The 19121-nt window shown below is 72.0% G+C and carries 21 protein-coding genes; 6 read left to right on the top strand and 15 right to left on the bottom strand.

Features of this window, described 5'->3' with window-relative positions; all coding sequences use genetic code 11:
- Positions 1–11: 11 nt before the first annotated feature.
- The 8 genes from ACZ32T_RS18195 to ACZ32T_RS18230 form a co-directional block, all read right to left on the bottom strand.
- Positions 12–245 (bottom strand): hypothetical protein, encoded by a 234-nt coding sequence (locus ACZ32T_RS18195; RefSeq protein ID WP_356711789.1) that lies wholly within the window; start codon positions 243–245, stop codon positions 12–14.
- 5 nt (positions 246–250) lie between these two features.
- Complete coding sequence (gatA, locus tag ACZ32T_RS18200; protein ID WP_467367758.1) at positions 251–1753, bottom strand: Asp-tRNA(Asn)/Glu-tRNA(Gln) amidotransferase subunit GatA; 1503 nt, start codon at positions 1751–1753, stop codon at positions 251–253.
- A gap of 5 nt (positions 1754–1758) precedes the next feature.
- Positions 1759–2055: an Asp-tRNA(Asn)/Glu-tRNA(Gln) amidotransferase subunit GatC gene (gatC, locus tag ACZ32T_RS18205; RefSeq protein ID WP_014153935.1), complete on the bottom strand. Its 297-nt coding sequence runs from the start codon at positions 2053–2055 to the stop codon at positions 1759–1761.
- A gap of 100 nt (positions 2056–2155) precedes the next feature.
- A complete protein-coding gene (locus tag ACZ32T_RS18210; RefSeq protein ID WP_467367760.1) occupies positions 2156–4300 on the bottom strand; it encodes a putative bifunctional diguanylate cyclase/phosphodiesterase in 2145 nt (714 codons plus the stop codon).
- A gap of 289 nt (positions 4301–4589) precedes the next feature.
- Positions 4590–6797 carry an NAD-dependent DNA ligase LigA gene (gene ligA / locus ACZ32T_RS18215; RefSeq protein ID WP_467367762.1) on the bottom strand — a complete coding sequence of 736 codons (2208 nt, stop codon included), beginning with the start codon at positions 6795–6797 and terminating at the stop codon, positions 4590–4592.
- 45 nt (positions 6798–6842) lie between these two features.
- Positions 6843–7868: a methionine synthase gene (locus ACZ32T_RS18220; protein ID WP_467265834.1), complete on the bottom strand. Its 1026-nt coding sequence runs from the start codon at positions 7866–7868 to the stop codon at positions 6843–6845.
- Between the two features lie 33 nt (positions 7869–7901).
- Complete coding sequence (locus tag ACZ32T_RS18225) at positions 7902–8591, bottom strand: SDR family oxidoreductase (RefSeq protein ID WP_467265836.1); 690 nt, start codon at positions 8589–8591, stop codon at positions 7902–7904.
- A 15-nt stretch (positions 8592–8606) separates the two neighbouring features.
- Positions 8607–9146: an LOG family protein gene (locus ACZ32T_RS18230; RefSeq protein WP_467265838.1), complete on the bottom strand. Its 540-nt coding sequence runs from the start codon at positions 9144–9146 to the stop codon at positions 8607–8609.
- 65 nt (positions 9147–9211) lie between these two features.
- On the opposite strand from ACZ32T_RS18230, the gene ACZ32T_RS18235 reads away from it, so the two are divergent.
- Together ACZ32T_RS18235 and ACZ32T_RS18240 are read left to right on the top strand one after the other, a co-directional pair.
- Positions 9212–9547 (top strand): DUF427 domain-containing protein, encoded by a 336-nt coding sequence (locus ACZ32T_RS18235; RefSeq protein ID WP_467367764.1) that lies wholly within the window; start codon positions 9212–9214, stop codon positions 9545–9547.
- A 74-nt stretch (positions 9548–9621) separates the two neighbouring features.
- A complete protein-coding gene (locus ACZ32T_RS18240) occupies positions 9622–10422 on the top strand; it encodes an alpha/beta fold hydrolase (RefSeq protein WP_467367767.1) in 801 nt (266 codons plus the stop codon).
- A 63-nt stretch (positions 10423–10485) separates the two neighbouring features.
- On the opposite strand, the gene ACZ32T_RS18245 is transcribed toward ACZ32T_RS18240, so the two are convergent.
- The gene (locus tag ACZ32T_RS18245; RefSeq protein WP_467367769.1) at positions 10486–10725 is read right to left on the bottom strand and encodes a hypothetical protein; all 240 of its coding nucleotides are present in this window, start codon (positions 10723–10725) and stop codon (positions 10486–10488) included.
- Positions 10726–10793: 68 nt separating this feature from the next.
- Here ACZ32T_RS18245 and ACZ32T_RS18250 point away from each other — a divergent pair, with 68 nt between their 5' ends.
- Positions 10794–10964, top strand: a complete 171-nt coding sequence (locus tag ACZ32T_RS18250) for a DUF397 domain-containing protein (RefSeq protein WP_467367771.1) — start codon at positions 10794–10796, stop codon at positions 10962–10964.
- A 27-nt stretch (positions 10965–10991) separates the two neighbouring features.
- Here the strand turns inward: ACZ32T_RS18250 and mnmA are convergent, their stop codons facing one another.
- Complete coding sequence (gene mnmA / locus ACZ32T_RS18255) at positions 10992–12125, bottom strand: tRNA 2-thiouridine(34) synthase MnmA (protein ID WP_467367773.1); 1134 nt, start codon at positions 12123–12125, stop codon at positions 10992–10994.
- Positions 12126–12186: 61 nt separating this feature from the next.
- On the opposite strand from mnmA, the gene ACZ32T_RS18260 reads away from it, so the two are divergent.
- On the top strand, positions 12187–12882 hold the full coding sequence (locus tag ACZ32T_RS18260) for an N-acetylmuramoyl-L-alanine amidase (protein WP_467265864.1): 696 nt from the start codon (positions 12187–12189) through the stop codon (positions 12880–12882).
- Here ACZ32T_RS18260 and ACZ32T_RS18265 read toward each other — a convergent pair.
- The 4 genes from ACZ32T_RS18265 to ACZ32T_RS18280 form a co-directional block, all read right to left on the bottom strand.
- Positions 12875–14044 (bottom strand): cysteine desulfurase family protein, encoded by a 1170-nt coding sequence (locus ACZ32T_RS18265; RefSeq protein WP_467265866.1) that lies wholly within the window; start codon positions 14042–14044, stop codon positions 12875–12877. The two genes, ACZ32T_RS18260 and ACZ32T_RS18265, sit on opposite strands and share 8 nt — an antisense overlap.
- A 114-nt stretch (positions 14045–14158) precedes the next feature.
- Positions 14159–15994, bottom strand: a complete 1836-nt coding sequence (locus ACZ32T_RS18270; RefSeq protein ID WP_467367775.1) for a serine/threonine-protein kinase — start codon at positions 15992–15994, stop codon at positions 14159–14161.
- A 130-nt stretch (positions 15995–16124) separates the two neighbouring features.
- Positions 16125–16424 (bottom strand): DUF4190 domain-containing protein, encoded by a 300-nt coding sequence (locus ACZ32T_RS18275; protein ID WP_467265870.1) that lies wholly within the window; start codon positions 16422–16424, stop codon positions 16125–16127.
- A gap of 15 nt (positions 16425–16439) precedes the next feature.
- Positions 16440–16595, bottom strand: coding sequence for a hypothetical protein (locus ACZ32T_RS18280; RefSeq protein ID WP_356711407.1), 156 nt, complete (start codon positions 16593–16595; stop codon positions 16440–16442).
- Between the two features lie 106 nt (positions 16596–16701).
- On the opposite strand from ACZ32T_RS18280, the gene ACZ32T_RS18285 reads away from it, so the two are divergent.
- Both ACZ32T_RS18285 and ACZ32T_RS18290 read left to right on the top strand, forming a co-directional pair.
- Positions 16702–17325 carry a TetR family transcriptional regulator gene (locus tag ACZ32T_RS18285; protein WP_467367778.1) on the top strand — a complete coding sequence of 208 codons (624 nt, stop codon included), beginning with the start codon at positions 16702–16704 and terminating at the stop codon, positions 17323–17325.
- A gap of 10 nt (positions 17326–17335) precedes the next feature.
- Positions 17336–18169 carry an alpha/beta fold hydrolase gene (locus ACZ32T_RS18290; RefSeq protein WP_467265874.1) on the top strand — a complete coding sequence of 278 codons (834 nt, stop codon included), beginning with the start codon at positions 17336–17338 and terminating at the stop codon, positions 18167–18169.
- On the opposite strand, the gene ACZ32T_RS18295 is transcribed toward ACZ32T_RS18290, so the two are convergent.
- The gene (locus ACZ32T_RS18295; protein WP_467367781.1) at positions 18141–19109 is read right to left on the bottom strand and encodes a helix-turn-helix transcriptional regulator; all 969 of its coding nucleotides are present in this window, start codon (positions 19107–19109) and stop codon (positions 18141–18143) included. The two genes, ACZ32T_RS18290 and ACZ32T_RS18295, sit on opposite strands and share 29 nt — an antisense overlap.
- Positions 19110–19121 lie beyond the last annotated feature (12 nt).

A 19121-nucleotide genomic window follows, 5' to 3' on the forward strand; every position in this document is an offset into this window, starting at 1 on the left:
AACTTTCCCTCTCAGCCCAGCAGGACGTCGTCGTCGCCGAGACGCTTGAGCTCGCGGTAGAGGATCGCGAGTCCGGTCACGATCGCGGCGGCGGATACGGCGGCGTCGACCAGCCGCAGCGTGTCGTTGTCCTGGCGGGCCATCCTCGCCTGCTTGACGACGCTGAGTGCGCCGAAGGCGGTGGTGCCCAGGGACACGTACACACCGGACTTGGACTTCTTGAAGTTCTGGGCCTTCTTAGCCATTGCGCTCACAGTGACGGAGCCTCCTCAAGCAGCGGGTGCCCCCACTTTTCCACGAAAGCGGCCTCGACGGCTGCTCCGACCTTGTACAGCCGGTCGTCCTTCATGGCGGGGGCGATGATCTGCAGCCCGACCGGCAGGCCGTCCTCCGGTGCCAGACCGCAGGGCAGCGACATGGCGGAGTTGCCGGCGAGGTTGGTCGGAATGGTGCACAGGTCCGCGAGATACATCGCCATCGGGTCGTCGGCGCGCTCGCCGATGGGGAAGGCGGTGGTGGGCGTCGTCGGCGAGACGACGACGTCCACCTGCTCGAACGCCTTCTCGAAGTCCTGGGTGATGAGGGTGCGGACCTTCTGGGCCGAGCCGTAGTACGCGTCGTAGTAGCCGGAGCTGAGTGCGTACGTGCCCAGGATGATGCGGCGCTTGACCTCGTCGCCGAAGCCGGCCTCACGGGTGAGGGCGGTGACGTCCTCGGCGGACCGTGTGCCGTCGTCGCCGACCCGCAGGCCGTAGCGCATGGCGTCGAAGCGGGCCAGGTTCGAGGAGCACTCGGACGGCGCGATCAGGTAGTACGCCGACAGAGCGAGGTCGAAGGACGGGCAGTCCAGCTCGACGACGGTGGCGCCGAGCGACTTCAGCAGCTCGACGGACTCGTTGAACCGCTGGACGACGCCGGCCTGGTAGCCCTCGCCGGCGAACTGCTTGACCACGCCGACGCGCATGCCCTGTACGGAGCCGTTGCGCGCGGCCTCGACGACCGGCGGGACCGGGGCGTCGATGGACGTCGAGTCCAGCGGGTCGTGGCCGCCGATGACCTCGTGGAGCAGCGCCGCGTCCAGGACCGTACGGGCACAGGGGCCGCCCTGGTCGAGGGAGGAGGAGAAGGCGACCATGCCGTAGCGGGAGACGCCGCCGTAGGTGGGCTTGACGCCGACGGTGCCGGTGACGGCCGCGGGCTGGCGGATGGAGCCGCCGGTGTCCGTGCCGATGGCGAGCGGCGCCTCGAAGGAGGCCAGCGCGGCGGACGAGCCGCCGCCGGAACCGCCCGGGATGCGGGTGAGGTCCCAGGGGTTGCCGGTGGGGCCGTAGGCGCTGTTCTCGGTGGAGGACCCCATGGCGAACTCGTCCATGTTGGTCTTGCCGAGGATGACGACGTCGGCGGCCTTCAGCTTCTTCGTGAGGGTCGCGTCGTACGGCGGGACCCAGCCCTCGAGGATCTTCGAGCCGACGGTGGTCGGCATGTCCTGGGTGGTGAAGATGTCCTTGAGTGCGAGCGGGACGCCGGCCAGCGGGCCGAGCTTCTCCCCCGCCTCACGCTTGGCGTCGACGGCGCGGGCCTGCGCGAGCGCACCCTCGCGGTCGATGTGCAGGAAGGCGTGGACCTTCTCGTCGATGGCGTCGATCCGGGCCAGGTGGGCCTCGGTGACCTCGACGGCCGTCAGCTCGCCGGAGGCGATCTTCGCGGCGATCTGGGCCGCGGTGAGCTTGATGATGGTGCTGATGTCCGTCATGGCTGTTAGTCCTCCCCCAGGATCTGCGGCACCTTGAAACGCTGCTGCTCCTGGGCCGGGGCGCCGGAGAGCGCCTGCTCGGGGGTGAGCGACGGACGGACCTCGTCCGCCCGCATGACGTTCGTCAGCGGCAGGGGGTGGGAGGTCGGCGGTACGTCTTGGTCGGCGACCTCGGAGACGCGGGCGACCGCGCCGATGATGTCGTCGAGCTGACCGGCGAAGTGTTCGAGCTCTTCGCCCTTCAGCTCCAGACGCGCCAGCCGGGCGAGGTGGGCGACCTCCTCGCGCGTGATGCCAGGCATGCAGCGATCCTCAGGGGTTGGTGTGTGGTTTTGGCCCAATCCTATGGGGTCGCCGGACACGCCGACGGACACACCGGCTCCCAGGCCCCGGCGTACGGCGTCAGGCAGTGGCTGTGCCGGGGTTCAGCGCACGTCCCGCGGACCTGGGCGCCGGCTCGGGCGCCACCGGCTGCGCCGCCGCGGCCTCCCGGTCGGCGGGACGCCGCCACCCGTGCTCGCCGCGCGCCCGCAGCCACGCCGTCGTCTCCTGCGGCGGCATCGCGGCGGCGACGAGCCACCCCTGCACCGCGTCGCAGCGCAGGTCCCGCAGCCGCTCCCAGGTCTCGTCGTCCTCGACGCCCTCGGCGACGACGATCAGGCCGAGCGAGTGGGCCAGGTCGATGGTGCAGCGGACGATCTCGGCGTCCTCGTTGTCCACGGCCAGCCGTGCGACGAACGACCGGTCGATCTTGAGCTCGCTGACCGGCAGCTTCCGCAGATGGACCAGGGAGGAGTAACCGGTGCCGAAGTCGTCGAGGGACATCTTCACGCCGTGCGCGGTCAGCCCGGCCAGGGTGTCCGCGGCCCGCTGAGGGTCCTCCAGCAGGACGTGCTCGGTTATCTCCAGCTGCAGCGCGCCGGCGGGGACTCCGTGCCGGGCGAGCCGTGCGGCGACGCTGCCCGCGAAGCCGGGGGTGTGGACGTCGCGCGGCGAGACGTTGACCGCGACGGGGACGAACAGCCCCTGGGCCCGCCACCGCGCCACCTGGGCCAGCGCGGTCTCCAGGACGTACTCGGTGAGGTGGGGCATCAGCCCGGAGGATTCCGCGATGGCGATGAACTCGTCCGGGGGGACCCGTCCGCGCTCCGGATGCACCCAGCGCACGAGCGCTTCGAGGCCCGCCACCTGGCCGTCGAAGCGGACCTTGGGCTGGTAGTGGAGCTCCACCTCCCGGGCGTCCAGGGCCCGGCGCAGATCGCCCAGCAGGCCGAGCCGGTCCGGGGTGTTGCTGTCGCGCTTGGACTCGTAGACCTCCACGCCCGTGCGGTCCCGCTTGGCCTGGTACATGGCCACGTCCGCCCGTCTGAGGAGCCCTTCGGCGTCCAGCGCGTGGTCCGGGTGGACGGCGACCCCCGCGCTCGCCTCCAGCACGAGCGTGAGCCCGTCGAGGTCGAGGGGGGAGGAGAGCTCGGCGACCAGATGGCGGGCGATCCGCTGGGCGCTGGTGGCCGAGTCCGCGGTCGGCAGCAGTACGGCGAACTCGTCGCCGCCGAGCCGTGCGGCCTCCGCGCCGCGCGGCAGGGCGAGCCGGAGCCGCTCCGCTATCTGGAGCAGCAACCGGTCACCGGCAAGGTGCCCGAGGGTGTCGTTGACGGCCCGGAAGCGGTCGAGGTCGATGAGGACGAGGGCCGTTCTGCTGCCGGTGCCGGCAGCCTCCTCCAATGCCGTCCACGTCCTCTCCAGGAGCCACTGGCGGTTGGGCAGGCCGGTGAGCGGATCCCTCAGCTGCTCCTCGGCCCGTGCCCGGGCGATCCACAGCGTGGAGTCCAGGGCGATCAGCGGGACGGCGAAGAGCGGCAGCAGCACCGGCTTGGCCGAGGCCACCACGCAGATCAGCGGGGCGATGCCCAGCAGGGCGACCGCGACGAGCCCCTGGCGCAGCAGGGCGGTGCGGGCGATCGTCGGCAGCCCGCCGCTCTGGGACGCCCTGGCGTACCAGAGCAGGAAACGGGTGACGAGGAGATACGTGCCGGCGACGAGCAGCACTTCCGGTACGGCGTCGATCCCCCAGTGGAGTGGACGCCAGGGGGTTTCGACGGTCGGCACCTCGCCGAAGGCGGACAGGACCAGCGCGGCCGCCCCTATGCCGAGTATGTCCACCGCCCCGTGCAGCAGCCCCTGCCACCACCGGTGCCGCCTGGCCGTACCCACGAGCACCACGACGACGAGGCTGACCAGGCCCGCGGCCACCCAGCCGTAGAGCAGCAGGACGGCGAGGGTGAGGGCGGCGCCGGATCCGGTCCCGCCCCACCAGCGGTCGCGTCCGAGTGCGACCAGATGGCCCACGATGATTCCGGTGAGCAGGGCGAGCGACCAGCCGGCGGTGCCCGCGGGAAAGAGCGCGTGTCCGTCGTGGACCGTCCGGTAGAACCCGGTCACCAGCTGCACGGCGGCGACCGCCACGACGACGGCGCCCACCTTGGACGTGAGGCCCACGAAACCTTGCAGACGCGACACCGGTGCGGCGCTCTCGGTCGGTTTCATTCCGTCCCTCTCACAGCCGGCGGTGCCGATGTCCCATGGTGGCCCCCGCTCCCATGCCACCACGACCCAAATCCCACCACGCGGCCGGGCACGGCAGGTGCTCGTTCAACAGTAGGCCGACGAGGGGCCCCACGGGCAGCGCTCTGCAGCTCTTGCCCGAATGCGGTCCTTCACCGTTCACCTTCTGATAAGCGCCGAACGGGTGATGCGGGCCGGCCGCGTCACCTCGTCGGCATACTTCCCCCGTCGCTCACGGCCACGCGTCGCCGGCATCTCGATCGCGCCTCGATCAGGTCTCCTCGGCGCCCTCGGCGGGAACCGCGGCCTCCCGGGCGGCGTCAGGCCCTTGCTCCAGGAGCACGGCGAAGCCGTCCTCGTCGAGGACGGGCACCTTCAGCTGCATCGCCTTGTCGTACTTGGAACCCGGGTTGTCGCCCACCACCACGAAGGAGGTCTTCTTCGAGACGGATCCGGTGACCTTCGCCCCGAGGCTCTGGAGCGCCTCCTTGGCTCCGTCCCGGGTGTGCGCGGTCAGGGTGCCGGTGACGACGACGGTGAGCCCCTCCAGCGGCCGCGGGCCCTCGTCCTCCCCCGCGCCCTCGTCCTCCATCCGGACCCCGGCCTCCCGCCACTTGCGCAGGATCTCGCGGTGCCAGTCCTCGGCGAACCACTGCTTGACCGAGGCGGCGATGATGGGGCCCACCCCGTCCGCCGCGGCCAGCTCCTCCTCGGACGCCGCGTCGATCCGGTCGACGGACCGGAACTGCCGGGCCAGTTCGACGGCGGCCACCGGACCCACGTGCCGGATCGAGAGGCCGGTGAGGATCCGGGCGAGCGGGGCCTGCCTGGCCTCCGCGATGCCTTCCAGCATGCCGAGGGCGTTCTTCTTCGGCTCACCCTGCTGGTTGGCGAAGACCGTGGCGATCTTCTCCTCACCCGTTTTCGGGTCACGCTTGGGCAGCCCGCTGTCGGCGTCCAGGACGTACGCCCGGATCGGCAGCAGCTGCTCCACCGTCAGGCCGAAGAGATCGCCCTCGTCCAGCAGGGGCGGTTCGGCGGGCTCCAGGGGCTTGGTCAGGGCCGCGGCGGCCACATAGCCGAAGTGGTCGATGTCCAGGCACTTGCGGCCCGCCAGATAGGCGAGGCGCTCCCGCAACTGGGCGGGGCAGGAGCGGGCGTTGGGGCAGCGGAGGTCGATGTCGGCCTCCTTCATGGGCCGCAGCGCCGTCCCGCACTCCGGGCACTCGGAGGGCATGACGAACTCCCGCTCGCTGCCGTCCCGCAGATCGACGACGGGGCCGAGGATCTCCGGGATGACGTCGCCCGCCTTGCGGAGCACCACCGTGTCGCCGATGAGGACGCCCTTGGCCTTCACCACGTTCTGGTTGTGCAGGGTGGCGAACTCCACCTCCGAACCGGCCACCTCGACGGGCTCGACCTGGGCGTACGGCGTGACGCGACCGGTGCGTCCGACGCCGACCCGGATGTTGACCAGCTTGGTGTTGACCTCCTGGGGGGCGTACTTCCATGCGATCGCCCAGCGGGGCGCGCGCGAGGTGGAGCCCAGCCTGCCCTGGAGCGGGATCTCGTCGAGCTTGACGACGACGCCGTCGATCTCGTGCTCGACGGACTGCCGGTTCTCGCCGAACCAGGCGATGAACTCCCGGACCTCGTCGAGGGATTCGACCACCTTGTTGTGCTTGGCGGTGGGCAGGCCCCACTCCCTCAGCAGGTCGTAGGCCTGGGAGAGCCGGTCGATGTCGAAGCCCTCACGGGCTCCGATGCCGTGCACCACCATGTGGAGGGGGCGGGTGGCGGTGACCTTCGGGTCCTTCTGCCGCAGCGAACCGGCCGCCGCGTTGCGCGGGTTGGAGAAGGGCTTGTCACCGGCCTCGACCAGCCGGGCGTTGAGCCCTTCGAAGGCCTCCATGGGGAAGAAGACCTCGCCCCGGATCTCGACGAGCTCGGGAACGCGGTCGCCCTTCAGACGGAGCGGGATGTCGGCGATCGTACGGACGTTGGGGGTGACGTCCTCCCCCGTACGCCCGTCTCCCCGGGTCGCCGCGCGGGTCAGCCTGCCGTGCTCGTACGTGAGGTTGACGGCGAGACCGTCCACCTTGAGCTCGCACAGGAAGTGGTACCCGCCCCTGCCGACGTCCTTCGCCACCCGGTCGGCCCAGGCCGAGAGCTCCGCGTCGTCGAACGCGTTGTCGAGGGAGAGCAGGCGCTCACGGTGCTCGACGGACGTGAACTCCGTGGTGTAGGGGCCGGCGACCTTCTGGGTCGGCGAGTCCGGGGTGCGCAGCTCGGGGTGCTCGTCCTCGATGGCCTCCAGCGCCCGCATCTGCCGGTCGAACTCGGCGTCGTCGATGACGGGCTGGTCCTTCACGTAATACCGGAAGCGGTGCTCCTCGATCTGCTCGGCGAGGAGTGCGTGCTGTTCCCGCACCTCCGCCGGCACCCCGGTCAGCTGCTGCGCCTGCTCTTCGACGGCCATCGACTGTTCCTCCGTTGCCCCGTTGAGACCTCTTACGACGACCCGTCACTCAGGGTTGTCCGCGAGCGACCTCGCGGCCCGGGCGCAGTGGGCGAGCGCGGCGCGCGCGTACGCGGGCGACGCTCCCGCCAGCCCGCAGGACGGGGTGACCACGACGGACTCGCTGAGAGTCCCCGGATTCAGCCCCAGCCTGCTCCACAACGTCCTGACCCCCATGACGCTACCGCCCGGGTCCGACAATGCGGTCGAGGCGGCGTCGATACCGGGAACCACGCCGAGGAAGAGCTGGGTACCGCCTTCGACGGCTTCCCCGATCGCCTCCTCCTCACGCTCGGTGAGCAGGGAGAAGTCGAAGGAGATCCCGCCCGCACCGGCGCGCCGCAGCAGCGCGAACGGCACCTCCGGGGCGCACGAGTGGACGACCGTGGGCCCGTCGTCGTTCACCGCGAGCAGCTCGCGCAGTGTTCCCTCGACGACCTGGCGGTCCACCGCACGGTAGGTGCGGTAGCCGCTCGCCGACCTGACCCGGCCCTGCAGTACGGCGGTCAGGGACGGTTCGTCGAGCTGGAGCACGACCTCGGCGCCGGGGATCCTGCGCCGCACCTGGGCGAGGTGGGAGCGCAGCCCCTCGGCCAGCGAGCCGGCCAGGTCGCGGCAGGCGCCCGGGTCGCCCAGCATGGCCTCGCCGCCCCGCAGTTCCAGCGAGGCGGCCAGGGTCCAGGGGCCGACGGCCTGGACCTTCAGCAGCCCCTCGTAGCCCTGGGTGAACTCCTCCAGCGCGTCGAGGTCCTCGCCGAGCCAGGAGCGGGCACGGCGGGTGTCGCGGCCGGGGCGGTCGCTGATCCGCCAGCCGCTGGGTTCGACATGGCCGTACATCTCGGTGAGCAGCCCGATGGTGCGCCCGGTCATGTCCGCGCCGGGGCCCCGCGCGGGCAGCTCCGCCAGATACGGCATGCCCTGGCCGTCGGCGAAGGACCCGGTGACGGTTTTCGCCGCCTCCCGGGCGTCTCCCCCCGGCATGGAACCGATCCCGGTGGCTGCACTCGCGCTGAACCCGCTCTTCTCGCTCACGCGGAAAGCCTACGGGCCCCGGGGCGCGGGCTCTCAGCGGCCGGGGCGGACCGTCAGGTCGTTGATCTCGGCGTCCCTCGGCAGATCGAGCGCGAGCAGGATCGTGGTGGCCACCGACTCCGGATCGATCCAGCGCGAGGCGTCGTACTCCTTGCCCTCCTGCTGGTGGACCTTGGCCTGCATGGGGCTGGCGGTGCGGCCCGGGTAGACGGAGGTGACCCTGACCCCGTTGCCGTGCTCCTCGTGACGCAGCGAGTCGGCGAGGGCCTTGAGCCCGTGCTTGCTCGCCGCGTACGCGCCCCATCCGGCGTGCGCGGCGAGCCCGGCGCCGGAGTTCACGAAGACGACGTGTCCCTGGGTGACGCGCAGCTGCGGCAGCAGCAGCCGTGTCAGCTCGGCCGGGGAGACCAGGTTGGCGTTGAGCTGGAAGTGCCAGGCCTTGGGGGTGAGGTCGCCGACCGTGCCGAGCTCGACGACGCCCGCGATGTGCAGCAGCGAGTCGAGGCGTTCGGGCATGGGCTGCTGCCCGAACGCCCAGGAGAGCCGGTCGGGGTTGCCGAGGTCGCCGACGAGGGTGCGGGCCCCGGGGTGGAGCGCGGCCAGTTCCCTGGCACGTCCCGCGTCCCGGGCCAGCAGCACGAGTTCGTCGCCGCGCTCCAGGAGACGGCGGGCGACGGCCGCTCCGATGCCGGAGCCGGCGCCGGTGATGAGATGAGTAGGCATGTGCTCATGCTCGCATCACTGCAGGCCGGCCGACTCCTCCAGGTGGGCCAGCGCCCCGACGCCGTCCTCCGCGAAGAGGACCAGCTCGGTCAGCGGGACCGGCAGGAAGCCCTCGTCCTCCATACGACGGAACTGCTGGTGCAGACCGTCGTAGAACCCTGCGGTGTTCAGCAGGACGACGGGCTTGGTGTGCTTGCCGTGCTTCTTCAGCTCCAGGATCTCCGTCGCCTCGTCGAGCGTTCCCGTCCCGCCGACCATGATCACGATCGCGTCGGACTTCTCCAGGAGCAGCGCCTTGCGCTCGGCCAGGTCCTTGGCTATCACCATCTCGTCGGCGTTCGTCCGCGCCTTGGCCGCCAGGAAGTCCACGGACACCCCGACCAGCCGTCCGCCGGACTCCTGGACCCCGTCGGCGACGACCTTCATCAGCCCGCTCTCCGAGCCGCCCCAGACCAGGGTGTGTCCGCCCCGGCCCAGCAGCTCGGCGAATTCACGGGCGGGCCGGGTGTAGCGGTCGTCGAGGTCGGCGGCGGAGAGAAAGACACAGATGTTCATGCGGATACCGTACGGCGGGTCCCGGACACGGGAAGAAAGCGGCCCGCACCACGGCTGAACCCTGTATGACCTCTCTCACAGGACACACGATCACCGTCGAACCGGCCGCCGTGCACGTGCGCGCGGTGCACGACGGGCAGGTGCTCGCCGAGAGCCGCCGCCCCCTGGTGCTGCGCGAGACGGGCTGCCCCGACCGCTACTACCTGCCGCCCGAGGACGTCCGTACGGAGCTGCTGACGCCCTCGGACACCCGTACGCACTGCCCGTTCAAGGGTGACGCCTCCTACTGGTCGCTGCCGGAGGCGGCGGACCTCGTCTGGGCCTACCCGGAGCCCAAGGAGCAGGTCGCGGCGATCAAGGGGCACTTCTGCTTCTACGCCACGGACGTGGTCACCGGCTGACGCGCCGACCGGCCGTCAGAAACATGTCTCCGTCGCGGCGATGAGTTCCGCGGGGCACGGCAGTCCACCCTCACATGGACAAGACTCTCTCCCGTGACGGGACGCCGATCGCGTATCGCCGCCACGGTGACGGGCCGCCGGTGATCCTGGTCGGCGGTGCCCTGAGCACCGCGGCCGACGAGGCACCGCTGGCCGCTCTGCTGTCCCCGCGCTTCACGGTCCTCACGTACGACCGCCGGGGCCGCGGCGCGAGCGGCGACGGCGGGCCGTACGCACCCCGCCGGGAGATCGAGGACCTGGCCGCGGTCGCGGCGACGGCGGGTGAGCGCGTCTCGGTGTTCGGCATGCTGTCGGGCGGGGCGCTGGCCCTGGAGGCACAGGCCGCGGGGCTGCCCGTGGACCTCCTGGCGGTCTACGAGCCGCCGTACACCCCGGGCCCGGCCGGCCTCCTGTACAAGTCCCGCTGCACGGCGCTGCTGCACCGGTTGCTGGAGAAGGGCGACCGGGGCGGCGCGGTGGAGCTGTATCTGTCCCGGACGGGGGTCCCGGAGGCGACGATCGCCCGCATGCGCCGGGCACCTCTCTGGCCCGGCCTCGAAGCGGTGGCCCACACCCTTGCGTACGACGACGCCTTGCTGGGCGACGGCTCGGTCCCGGCCGGGCGGCTGGCCTCCGTCACGGCGCGCACCCTGGTGGTGACCGGCGGTTTCAGCACGGAACAGGCGCACCGGACGACGCTGGCCCTCGCGTCCGCGATCCCCCGGGCGAAGCACCGCACCCTGACCGGCCAGACCCGCGAACTGGCCCCGCACGCGATCGCGCCGGTGCTGACGGAGTTCTTCGCCCGGGACGTGTTCGCGGGCCGGGCGTCCTGAGCCGCTCGCCGCCGCGTCCGTACAGGGGTCGGACGCGCGGCGGGGCGTATGCCGTGTCCAGGGTCAGCGCCGGTCGACCGCTCGCGAGAGTTCGACAAGCCATCCGACGGTGCTCAGCGGGGCGGGCGGCTCGACCTCCAGCCCGAGTTCGGCCAGCCCGGTGACGCCGTGCGCATGCGCACGGTCCGGACGGCGCATCTGCCCGGCCTCCACTCGGAAGACCACGCACGTGCCATTTTCGAACTCTTCGTCCCGGCGCTGCCCCGCGGTGCGGATGGACTCACCGACCGGGGCGGTGTTCATCGACTCGCCCACGCAACTGGCCAGCTTCCGAACCAGGCTGGACTTGGTCGAGGTCCGACCTGTACTGGGTGAAGTCGTCGTTCTCCGACGCCGGCGGCAACCACTGCGTCGAGGTCGCCGCGTCGGCTGACGGCCCGGGCATCGCGCTACGCGAGAGTGAGAGCCCTGGTACCACCCTGGTCGCCGGCCGGAGCGCGCTCAGGGCTCTGCTGGTCGCCATCAAGACCGGAGACGGATAGCGGCCCCGGCCGTCCCGCGCCCGCCCCTCAGCCCGTGGCCGACGCCTTCTCCCGGCGCACCGTCGTCGCGATCGTGGCGGACCCGACGACCCGCGTCCCGTCGTAGAGCACCACCGCCTGGCCCGGGGCCACGCCCCGCACCGGCTCGGTGAACGCGACGTGGAGCGTCCCGTCGCGCAGTTCCGCGCTGACCTCGGTCTCGCCGCCGTGGGCGCGGAGCTGGGCCGTGTACGTCCCGGGGCCCTCCGGGGCCGTGCCGCACCAGCGGGGCTTGATCGCGGTCAGCGCCGTGACGTCCAGGGCCTCCACCGGGCCGACCGTCACCGTGTTGTTCACCGGGGAGATGTCCAGGACGTAGCGCGGCTTGCCGTCGGGGGCCGGGTGGCCGATGCGCAGGCCCTTGCGCTGGCCGATGGTGAAGCCGAACGCGCCCTCGTGGGTGCCGACCTTCGCGCCCGACTCGTCGAGGATGTCACCCTCCGCCGGACCGCCGAGGCGGCCGGCGAGGAAGCCCTGGGTGTCGCCGTCGGCGATGAAGCAGATGTCGTGGCTGTCGGGCTTCTTGGCGACCGCCAGGCCCCGGCGCTCGGCCTCGGCGCGGATCTCGTCCTTCGTGGTCAGGGTGTCACCCAGCGGGAACATGGCGTGGGCGAGCTGCTTCTCGTCCAGGACCCCGAGGACGTAGCTCTGGTCCTTGGCCATGTCCGAGGCGCGGTGCATCTCACGGGTGCCGTCGTCCTTCAGCACGACCGTGGCGTAGTGGCCCGTACACACGGCGTCGAAGCCGAGGGCCAGTGCCTTGTCGAGGAGCGCGGCGAACTTGATCTTCTCGTTGCAGCGCAGGCAGGGGTTGGGGGTGCGCCCGGCCTCGTACTCCGCGACGAAGTCGTCCACGACGTCCTCGCGGAAGCGTTCCGCCAGGTCCCAGACGTAGAACGGGATGCCGATGACGTCCGCCGCGCGGCGGGCGTCCCGGGAGTCCTCGATGGTGCAACAGCCGCGCGCGCCCGTTCGGAAGGACTGCGGGTTCGCGGAGAGGGCGAGGTGTACACCGGTCACGTCGTGGCCCGCCTCGGCGGCTCGGGCGGCTGCCACGGCGGAGTCGACTCCGCCCGACATGGCGGCGAGCACACGGAGGGGGCGCTGGGAGGTCTGAGTCATAGCTTCTCCAGAGTACGGGGCCCCGGGAACCGAATGCTCGCGGATATGCGTTGGGGATCATATGGGGAACAACGGGAGTGCCGGGTCGCCGGGAAAGGGGCCTGGTCACGGCATCAGCAGGCGCTCGCTGCTGATCGGCGGCGGAGCAGCGGCGGCGGCCACGGCCGCTGTGGCCGCCGACGAGATCCGGCAGGTGTGGTGGCGGCTGCCCGGCGTGGGCAAGCCCCGTGAGGACGGCGAGCGGGACTACGCACCGGCGAGCTGGGTCGCGGCGTCCGAGGCGAACTGGCGGCGGGCCGACCGACCCTCCGACTACGGCGTGGACCGAGTGATCATCCATGTCACCCAGGGCAGCTTCGAGAGCGCCGTGAACGTCTTCCAGGACCCGGCGCACAAGGCGGCATCGCACTACATCGTCGGCCAGGACGGCCGGGTGACGCAGATGATCCGTGAGCTCGACGTGGCCTACCACGCGGGCAACCGCTCGTTCAACGAACGCAGCGTCGGTATCGAGCACGCGGGCTTCGTCGACCGCCCGCAGGACTTCACCACGAAGATGTACGAGTCCTCCGCCCGGCTGGCGGCCGCGATATGCAAGCGGTACGCGATCCCGGTGGACCGGGAGCACATCATCGGTCACGTCGAGGTGCCCGGCACGGACCACACCGACCCCGGGCCGCACTGGGACTGGCCCCGGTACATGAAGCTGGTGCGCGCCGCGTCCACGGGGGGAACCGAGAAGGCCACGGTCAGCTGAGGCCCGCCGTCCTGGCCCGCTCGACGGCAGGACCGATCGCCCGCGCGAGTTCCTCCACGTCCTGTCCGGTCGTGGTGTGGCCGAGGGAGAAGCGGAGTGTGCCGCGTGCCAGCGCGGGGTCGGTGCCGGTGGCCAGCAGCACATGGCTCGGCTGGGCGATGCCCGCGGTGCACGCCGAGCCCGTGGAGCATTCGATGCCCTGGGCGTCGAGCAGCAGCAGGAGGGAGTCGCCCTCGCAGCCGGGGAAGGTGAAGTGGGCGTTGGCGGGCAGTCGCCCGCCGGGGGCCGGGTCGCCGCCGAGGAGGGCGTCGGGCACGGCCTTCAGTACGGCCCCGGCCAGCTCGTCACGGAGTGCGCCGATCTCCCGGGCGAAGCTCTCCCGTCCGTCGGCTGCGTGCCGCCCGGCCACGGCGAAGGCGGCCACGGCGGGTACGTCGAGGGTGCCGGAGCGCACATGCCGCTCCTGACCGCCGCCGTGCAGGACGGGCACGGGGGTCTGGTCGCGGCCGAGCAGCAGCGCCCCGATGCCGAAGGGGCCGCCGATCTTGTGTGCGCTGACCGTCATGGCGGCCAGCCCGGACGCGGCGAAGTCGACCTCCAGCTGCCCGAACGCCTGCACCGCGTCGGAGTGCATGGGGACATCGAACTCGCGGGCGACCTCGGCGAGTTCGCGTATCGGCATGATGGTGCCGATCTCATTGTTGGCCCACATCACGGTGACCAGGGCGACGTCGTGGGGGTCACGTACGAGCGCCTCGCGCAGGGCGTCCGGGTGGACACGTCCGTAGGCGTCGACCGGGAGGTACTCGACGGTGGCGCCCTCGTGCTCGGCGAGCCAGTCCACCGCGTCGAGGACGGCGTGGTGCTCCACGGGGCTGGCGAGGACCCGGGTGCGCCGGGGGTCCGCGTCGCGGCGGGCCCAGTAGAGGCCCTTCACCGCGAGGTTGTCGGCCTCGGTGCCGCCGGAGGTCAGGACGACCTCGCTGGGGCGTGCCCCGAGGGCGTCGGCGAGGGTTTCTCTGGACTCCTCGACGGTACGGCGGGCCCGGCGCCCGGCAGCGTGCAAGGAGGACGCGTTGCCGGTGACGGCGAGCTGCGCGGACATCGCCGCGATCGCCTCCGGGAGCATCGGCGTGGTCGCGGCGTGGTCGAGGTAAGCCATGGTGCTGACGATTCTACGAGCCTGCGGCACGGCGCGTGCCGAGGGCGGCGCCCGGCGCAGCGGGCCCCCGCCCGCGGCGGCCCGAAGGAGCCGCGAGTGAGGGCCCGGCGGTGCTCAGACGGCCGTCCAGCGCTGGGAGGCCGATCCCGAGCAGGCGCTCGCCAGGAGGCCGCCGCCGTTCCCCGCTCCGAGGCAGCCCCCTGTCTCGACGCTCACGAAGGTGCCTCCCGACCCCGCTCGCCACTGGCGTGAGGCGGCCTCGTTGCACGAGAGCAGCAGGACCCCTCCCGCGCCGGCGCTGAGGCACGTCCTGCCCGACTCGTGCACGAGCTGGAAGGATCCGCCGGACACGCTCCTGACGCTCCAGACGGTGCCCGAGCCGTCGCAGTTGCCGGTGCTCGGGTAGCCGTTGAACGGGGCGGCGAGACACTTGCCGTTCCCGCCGTTGCGGTAGCGGTGGTTTCCGGAGGGCGCGGTCCCACCGGAGCTGGACCCCCCGGTAGCACTGGACCCACCGGAGCTGGACCCCCCGGTGGCACTGGAACCCCCGGAACCGCTGGAGCCGTCGGAGGAGCCGGACCCACCGGAACCGCCCGACGCGCCGGAGGCGTCCCCGGTGCCGCCCCCGGCACCCCCGGCTTCCGGCGCCGGCTCGGACGCGTCGTCGGGCGTCTTGCCCCCGCCCTTGCCCGGCTCGTCCTTCTCCTTGTCCGCCGGCGGCTTCCCCGTCGGTGACTTTCCCGTCGGCGACTTCCCCGGTGACGCCGAGCCGGAGGGGCTCACGCCCGAAGAGGATGCGCCGGGCACGGCCGTGACCGTGGAGGAGGCGAGCGGTCCTGCGGCCGCGTGATCACCCGGCCCGAAGGTGTAGGGCAGGAGCTGGACGGCGAGTGTCGCCGCGCCCGCCGTCACGGCGACGGGAACCACGGCGAGGAGGACGCGGGTCCGACGGGGACGCTCACGGAACTTCGGGCGGGTCTTCCGCCCGAGATTCATCGTCTCCAAGGACACCGGCTCCGGCAGCTCGATCTCCTGGACGTCCGCCGCGAAGGCAGCCTTGTCCGCGAGGTTCCCGCTGACGGAGTCCGGCCAGAGAGGAGCCGCGAACGGCCCGTGCTCCTCCGCCTGCCGCACCAGCTCGGCCGCCGTGGGCCGGGCCTCGGGGTCCTTGGCGAGACAGGACACGACGATGTCGGCGAGCCCGGGATCCAGCTCCCGCAGCACCTCCAGGTCGGGCTCCTCGTGCACGATGCGGTACAGCACCGCGGGCCCGGACTCCTCGCCGAAGGGCGGGCGGCCGCTGGCCGCGTACGCGATGACCGACCCCAGCGCGAACACATCGGCCGCTCCGGTCAGATCCCGCCTCGTCGTGGCCTGTTCGGGAGCCATGTACGCCGGGGTGCCCACGACCATGCCGCTTCTGGTCAGCTGGCTCTGCTCGGTGGCGCGGGCCACGCCGAAGTCGATGACCGTGGCGCCGTCGACCGTCAGCATGACGTTGGACGGCTTGAGGTCCCGGTGCACCATGCCCAGCCCGTGCACGGGGACCAGTCCGGCGGCCGCCTCGCGCAGCAGGAGCCACAGGGTGCCGGCGGGCAGCGGGCCCTTGTGCAGCCTGAGGGCGTCGCTCAGGGTGAGCCCGGGGACGTACGCGGTCGCCAGCCACGGGGGCCGGGCGTCGCGGTCGCTGGCGATCAGGGGCGCGGTGGCCTCCGCGGGCAGCTCGGCGAGGTTGTCCAGCTCGTGCCCGAAGCGGCGGACGAAGTCCTCGTCCTCACCGGCGATCGAGGGCAGCACCTGCTTGACGGCGACGTACCGCCCCTCGTGGACACCGAGGAAGACGCGCCCCATTCCGCCGGAGCCGAGCCGGCCCGCGAGCGGAATCCCGCCGATCTGCACGGGATCATCCGCTTCCAGCGGTCTGGCCCCGCTGCCCGTCAGGTCCAACACGCCCACACTGTCCCCCTGCGACACGCCATTTCGGTACAGGGGGAAGTCTCGCCAGCGGACCACGGGGAGCGGAAGCGGTTTCGAGAGACTTACTCCAGAAATTCACGTGAGGAGAGCCCTCTCACGGACCTCAGGCCCCGAGGCTCCAGGAGACGGTGCCGTTGGCCGTGACCAGGACGGCCAGGACGGCCAGGTCGGCGATGCCGAGGGCCAGTCCGAGCAGCGCGCGGCCCCGGCGGGCGGTGGAGCGCGCGAGAGCGACGAGCGCCATGACGATGGCGACGGGCCCGAGCAGGATGTTCATCACGAGGAGGCCGAGCAGCCCGAGCACGAACGAGGCGACGGCGAGCCCGTCGCCCTCCCGGGTGCCGGATCGCACCTCCGCGGAACGGGCTTCGCGCGGAGCGCTGCGTGCGGTGATGAGCGTCATGGTGCGGCTCCTTCGTCAGCGGGTGCGGCGGGCGAGGCGTTCACGGACGGCGAAGACCGCCAGCCAGAGGCCGATCACGGCGGCGGCGGCCAGGGCCACGGGGAGCGGGAGGTGCGCGACCGCTCCGAGGACAACCCCCAGCAGGAGCAGGGCGGCGACGAGGACGAACATGTCCGGAGCCTTTCTGCGAGCGTTGAGAGTACGACTGTGCACTGACTTACTAGTCTAGACCCTGCGTCACTTCCGAAACTCGGAGAACGGTTGTTTACTGAATGGCATGAGTCACACCGTCGGCATCCGCCAGGCCCAGAAGCTGAAGACCCGCCAGGCGTTGCTCGACGCGGCACTCGGACTGCTGGAGCACCAGAGCCTGAGCAGCCTGGGCCTGCGTGAGGTGACGAGGGCCGTGGGCGTGACCCCGACCGCCTTCTACCGCCACTTCGACGGCATGGCGGCGCTCGGCGTCGCCCTCGTCCGGGAGGCGCTGGACAGCCTGCACGGCATGATCGGCGCGATCCTGGCCGACACCGGCGACAGCGAGGAGCGGCTCGACCGCAGCGTCGAGCTGATAGCGCGTCATGTCACGGAGCAGCCCGCCCACTTCCGTTTCATCTCCCGCGAACAGCACGGCGGCGTGGCGGAGGTGCGCGGGGCCATCGCCGCCCAGCTGCGCGGCTTCGCCGAGGAGGTCGCCCAAGTCCTCGGCGAGGAGCCGGAATCGGCCGGATGGGAGCGGGAGGACCTCCTGATGCTGGGTGGACTCTACGTCGACCACATGGTGCTGACCGCGTCGGCGCTGCTGGACGCCGGTCCGGAGGGTGAGGAGGAGGTCGTCCGGGCAGCCCGGCGCCGGCTGCGCCTGGTCACGCTGGGCCGGGCCCACTGGCTGGACAGGCCGTAAGGTCGGGGCCATGAACGACTGGACACTGGACCGGGCCTTCGTCAGTTCCGCGGGCGAGGTGCGCTGGGCGGCGCTGGGGCCCGAGCAGGCTCCGCCCGTCGTCCTGGTGCACGGCACACCCTTCTCCTCGTACGTCTGGCGGGGCGTCGCCCGGGGGCTGGCGCAGGACCACCGTGTGTACGTGTGGGACCTGCCGGGTTACGGCGCCTCCGCGCAGTACGACGGGCAGGACGTGTCGCTCCGCTCCCAGGCCTGGGTGCTCACCGAGCTCATCGAGCACTGGGGGCTCGGCGAACCGGCCGTGGCCGCCCATGACTTCGGGGGCTGCGTCGCCCTGCGGGCCCATCTCCTGCACGGCGCCCGCTACCGGCGCCTGGCCCTCGTCGACCCTGTGGCGCTGGCCCCGTGGGGCTCGCCCGCCTACCGCCTGCTCGGGGGCCGCTCCGAGGTCTTCGGCGAGCTGCCGCCGGACCTTCATCGGGCCCTGGTGACGGAGTACGTCGGATCGGCCAGCCACCGGGGGCTGCATCCGGCGGTGCTGGAGAGCCTCGTCGCCCCCTGGTGCACCGAGGCCGGACGGCCCGCGTTCTACCGGCAGATCACCCAGAACGACCAGCGGTTCACCGACGAGATCCAGCACCGTTACGGCGAGCTGGAGCTTCCGGTGCTGGTGTGCTGGGGCACCGAGGACACCTGGATCCCGGTCGCCCGCGGCCATGAGCTGGCCGGGATGATCCCGGGCGCCGAACTGCGGCTGATCGAGGGGGCCGGACATCTGGTCCAGGAGGACGCTCCCGCCGAGCTCACGGCGGCCCTCACCCGTTTCCTGCGTACAGCTCCGTGACAGCGGCCGCGTCCTCGGCGAGCAGGCGGCGCGCCTGAGGAGGCGACAGCACTTCGAGGTCCGGTCCGAAGGTGAGCAGGGAGCGCGCCCAGCCGAGTTCGGGCACCGCGAGCTCGGCCGACAGCCACTCTCCCGCCGCCTGCTCCGGCTCCGGCGGGCCGGTCAGCACCCCCGCGCACAGGCGTACGAAGAGATCCAGCCGGGAGCGGTGCACGCGTACACGGAGCCGTAGGTCCCCCGGCCGCTCCTCGACCCGGCGGCGCAGCTCCTCCCAGACGTCGGCGGGCTCGACACCCTTCCTGCGTACCACGGGCACCTCGGTGAGGACCGCCCGCTTCACCCGGTCCGCGCGGAAGAGCCGGGGCGCGCCGTCCAGGTCGGCGGTCAGATACCAGACGCCCGCCTTCACCACGAGGCCGTACGGGTCGACGGTGTGGACGCGGGGCGTGTCCGTGCCGCTGTGCCGGTAGTGGAGCAGGAGCCTCCGGTCGGCGAAGACCGCGTCGTGCAGCTCCCCCACGTCGACGGCGGCCTGCGGACCGCTCATCCAGCGGACCGGGTCCACCAGGATGCGGCGGCTGGTCTGTTCGGCGGCGGGCCGGTGCGGGGCCGGGAGCGCGGCCATCACCTTGCGCAGCGCGGAGCCGAGCGCGGCGTCGAGCCCGAGCGCGGTGTGGGCGCCCTGCGCGGCGAGGACGAACAGGGCGCGCGCCTCGTCGGCGGTGAGCCCGGTGACATCGGTCCGGAAACCGGGCAGCAGCGCGATGCCCCCGTTGCGCCCCCGCTCCGCGTACACGGGCACGCCGGAGGCCGAGAGCGCCTCGACGTCCCGGTAGACGGTGCGTACGGAGACTTCGAGGCGCTCGGCCAGCTCACCGGCGGGGACCAGGTCCCGGGTCTGGAGGAGCAGCAGGATGGAGAGCAGCCGGTCGGACTTCACGGCACCATCATG

The organism is Streptomyces sp. NPDC023573 (genome assembly GCF_055559735.1).

What these genes read in the sequence shown, in the direction of transcription:
- ACZ32T_RS18275 (WP_467265870.1), bottom strand. Translation starts at nt 16,424, where the DNA reads ATGACGCTCATCACCGCACGCAGCGCTCCGCGCGAAGCCCGTTCCGCG.
- ACZ32T_RS18290 (WP_467265874.1), top strand. Translation starts at nt 17,336, where the DNA reads ATGAACGACTGGACACTGGACCGGGCCTTCGTCAGTTCCGCGGGCGAG.
- mnmA (WP_467367773.1), bottom strand. Translation starts at nt 12,125, where the DNA reads ATGACTCAGACCTCCCAGCGCCCCCTCCGTGTGCTCGCCGCCATGTCG.
- ACZ32T_RS18225 (WP_467265836.1), bottom strand. Translation starts at nt 8,591, where the DNA reads ATGCCTACTCATCTCATCACCGGCGCCGGCTCCGGCATCGGAGCGGCC.
- gatA (WP_467367758.1), bottom strand. Translation starts at nt 1,753, where the DNA reads ATGACGGACATCAGCACCATCATCAAGCTCACCGCGGCCCAGATCGCC.
- ACZ32T_RS18230 (WP_467265838.1), bottom strand. Translation starts at nt 9,146, where the DNA reads ATGAACATCTGTGTCTTTCTCTCCGCCGCCGACCTCGACGACCGCTAC.
- gatC (WP_014153935.1), bottom strand. Translation starts at nt 2,055, where the DNA reads ATGCCTGGCATCACGCGCGAGGAGGTCGCCCACCTCGCCCGGCTGGCG.
- ligA (WP_467367762.1), bottom strand. Translation starts at nt 6,797, where the DNA reads ATGGCCGTCGAAGAGCAGGCGCAGCAGCTGACCGGGGTGCCGGCGGAG.
- ACZ32T_RS18285 (WP_467367778.1), top strand. Translation starts at nt 16,702, where the DNA reads ATGAGTCACACCGTCGGCATCCGCCAGGCCCAGAAGCTGAAGACCCGC.
- ACZ32T_RS18245 (WP_467367769.1), bottom strand. Translation starts at nt 10,725, where the DNA reads ATGAACACCGCCCCGGTCGGTGAGTCCATCCGCACCGCGGGGCAGCGC.
- ACZ32T_RS18210 (WP_467367760.1), bottom strand. Translation starts at nt 4,300, where the DNA reads ATGAAACCGACCGAGAGCGCCGCACCGGTGTCGCGTCTGCAAGGTTTC.
- ACZ32T_RS18260 (WP_467265864.1), top strand. Translation starts at nt 12,187, where the DNA reads ATGGGGAACAACGGGAGTGCCGGGTCGCCGGGAAAGGGGCCTGGTCAC.
- ACZ32T_RS18240 (WP_467367767.1), top strand. Translation starts at nt 9,622, where the DNA reads ATGGACAAGACTCTCTCCCGTGACGGGACGCCGATCGCGTATCGCCGC.
- ACZ32T_RS18195 (WP_356711789.1), bottom strand. Translation starts at nt 245, where the DNA reads ATGGCTAAGAAGGCCCAGAACTTCAAGAAGTCCAAGTCCGGTGTGTAC.
- ACZ32T_RS18265 (WP_467265866.1), bottom strand. Translation starts at nt 14,044, where the DNA reads ATGGCTTACCTCGACCACGCCGCGACCACGCCGATGCTCCCGGAGGCG.
- ACZ32T_RS18235 (WP_467367764.1), top strand. Translation starts at nt 9,212, where the DNA reads ATGACCTCTCTCACAGGACACACGATCACCGTCGAACCGGCCGCCGTG.
- ACZ32T_RS18280 (WP_356711407.1), bottom strand. Translation starts at nt 16,595, where the DNA reads ATGTTCGTCCTCGTCGCCGCCCTGCTCCTGCTGGGGGTTGTCCTCGGA.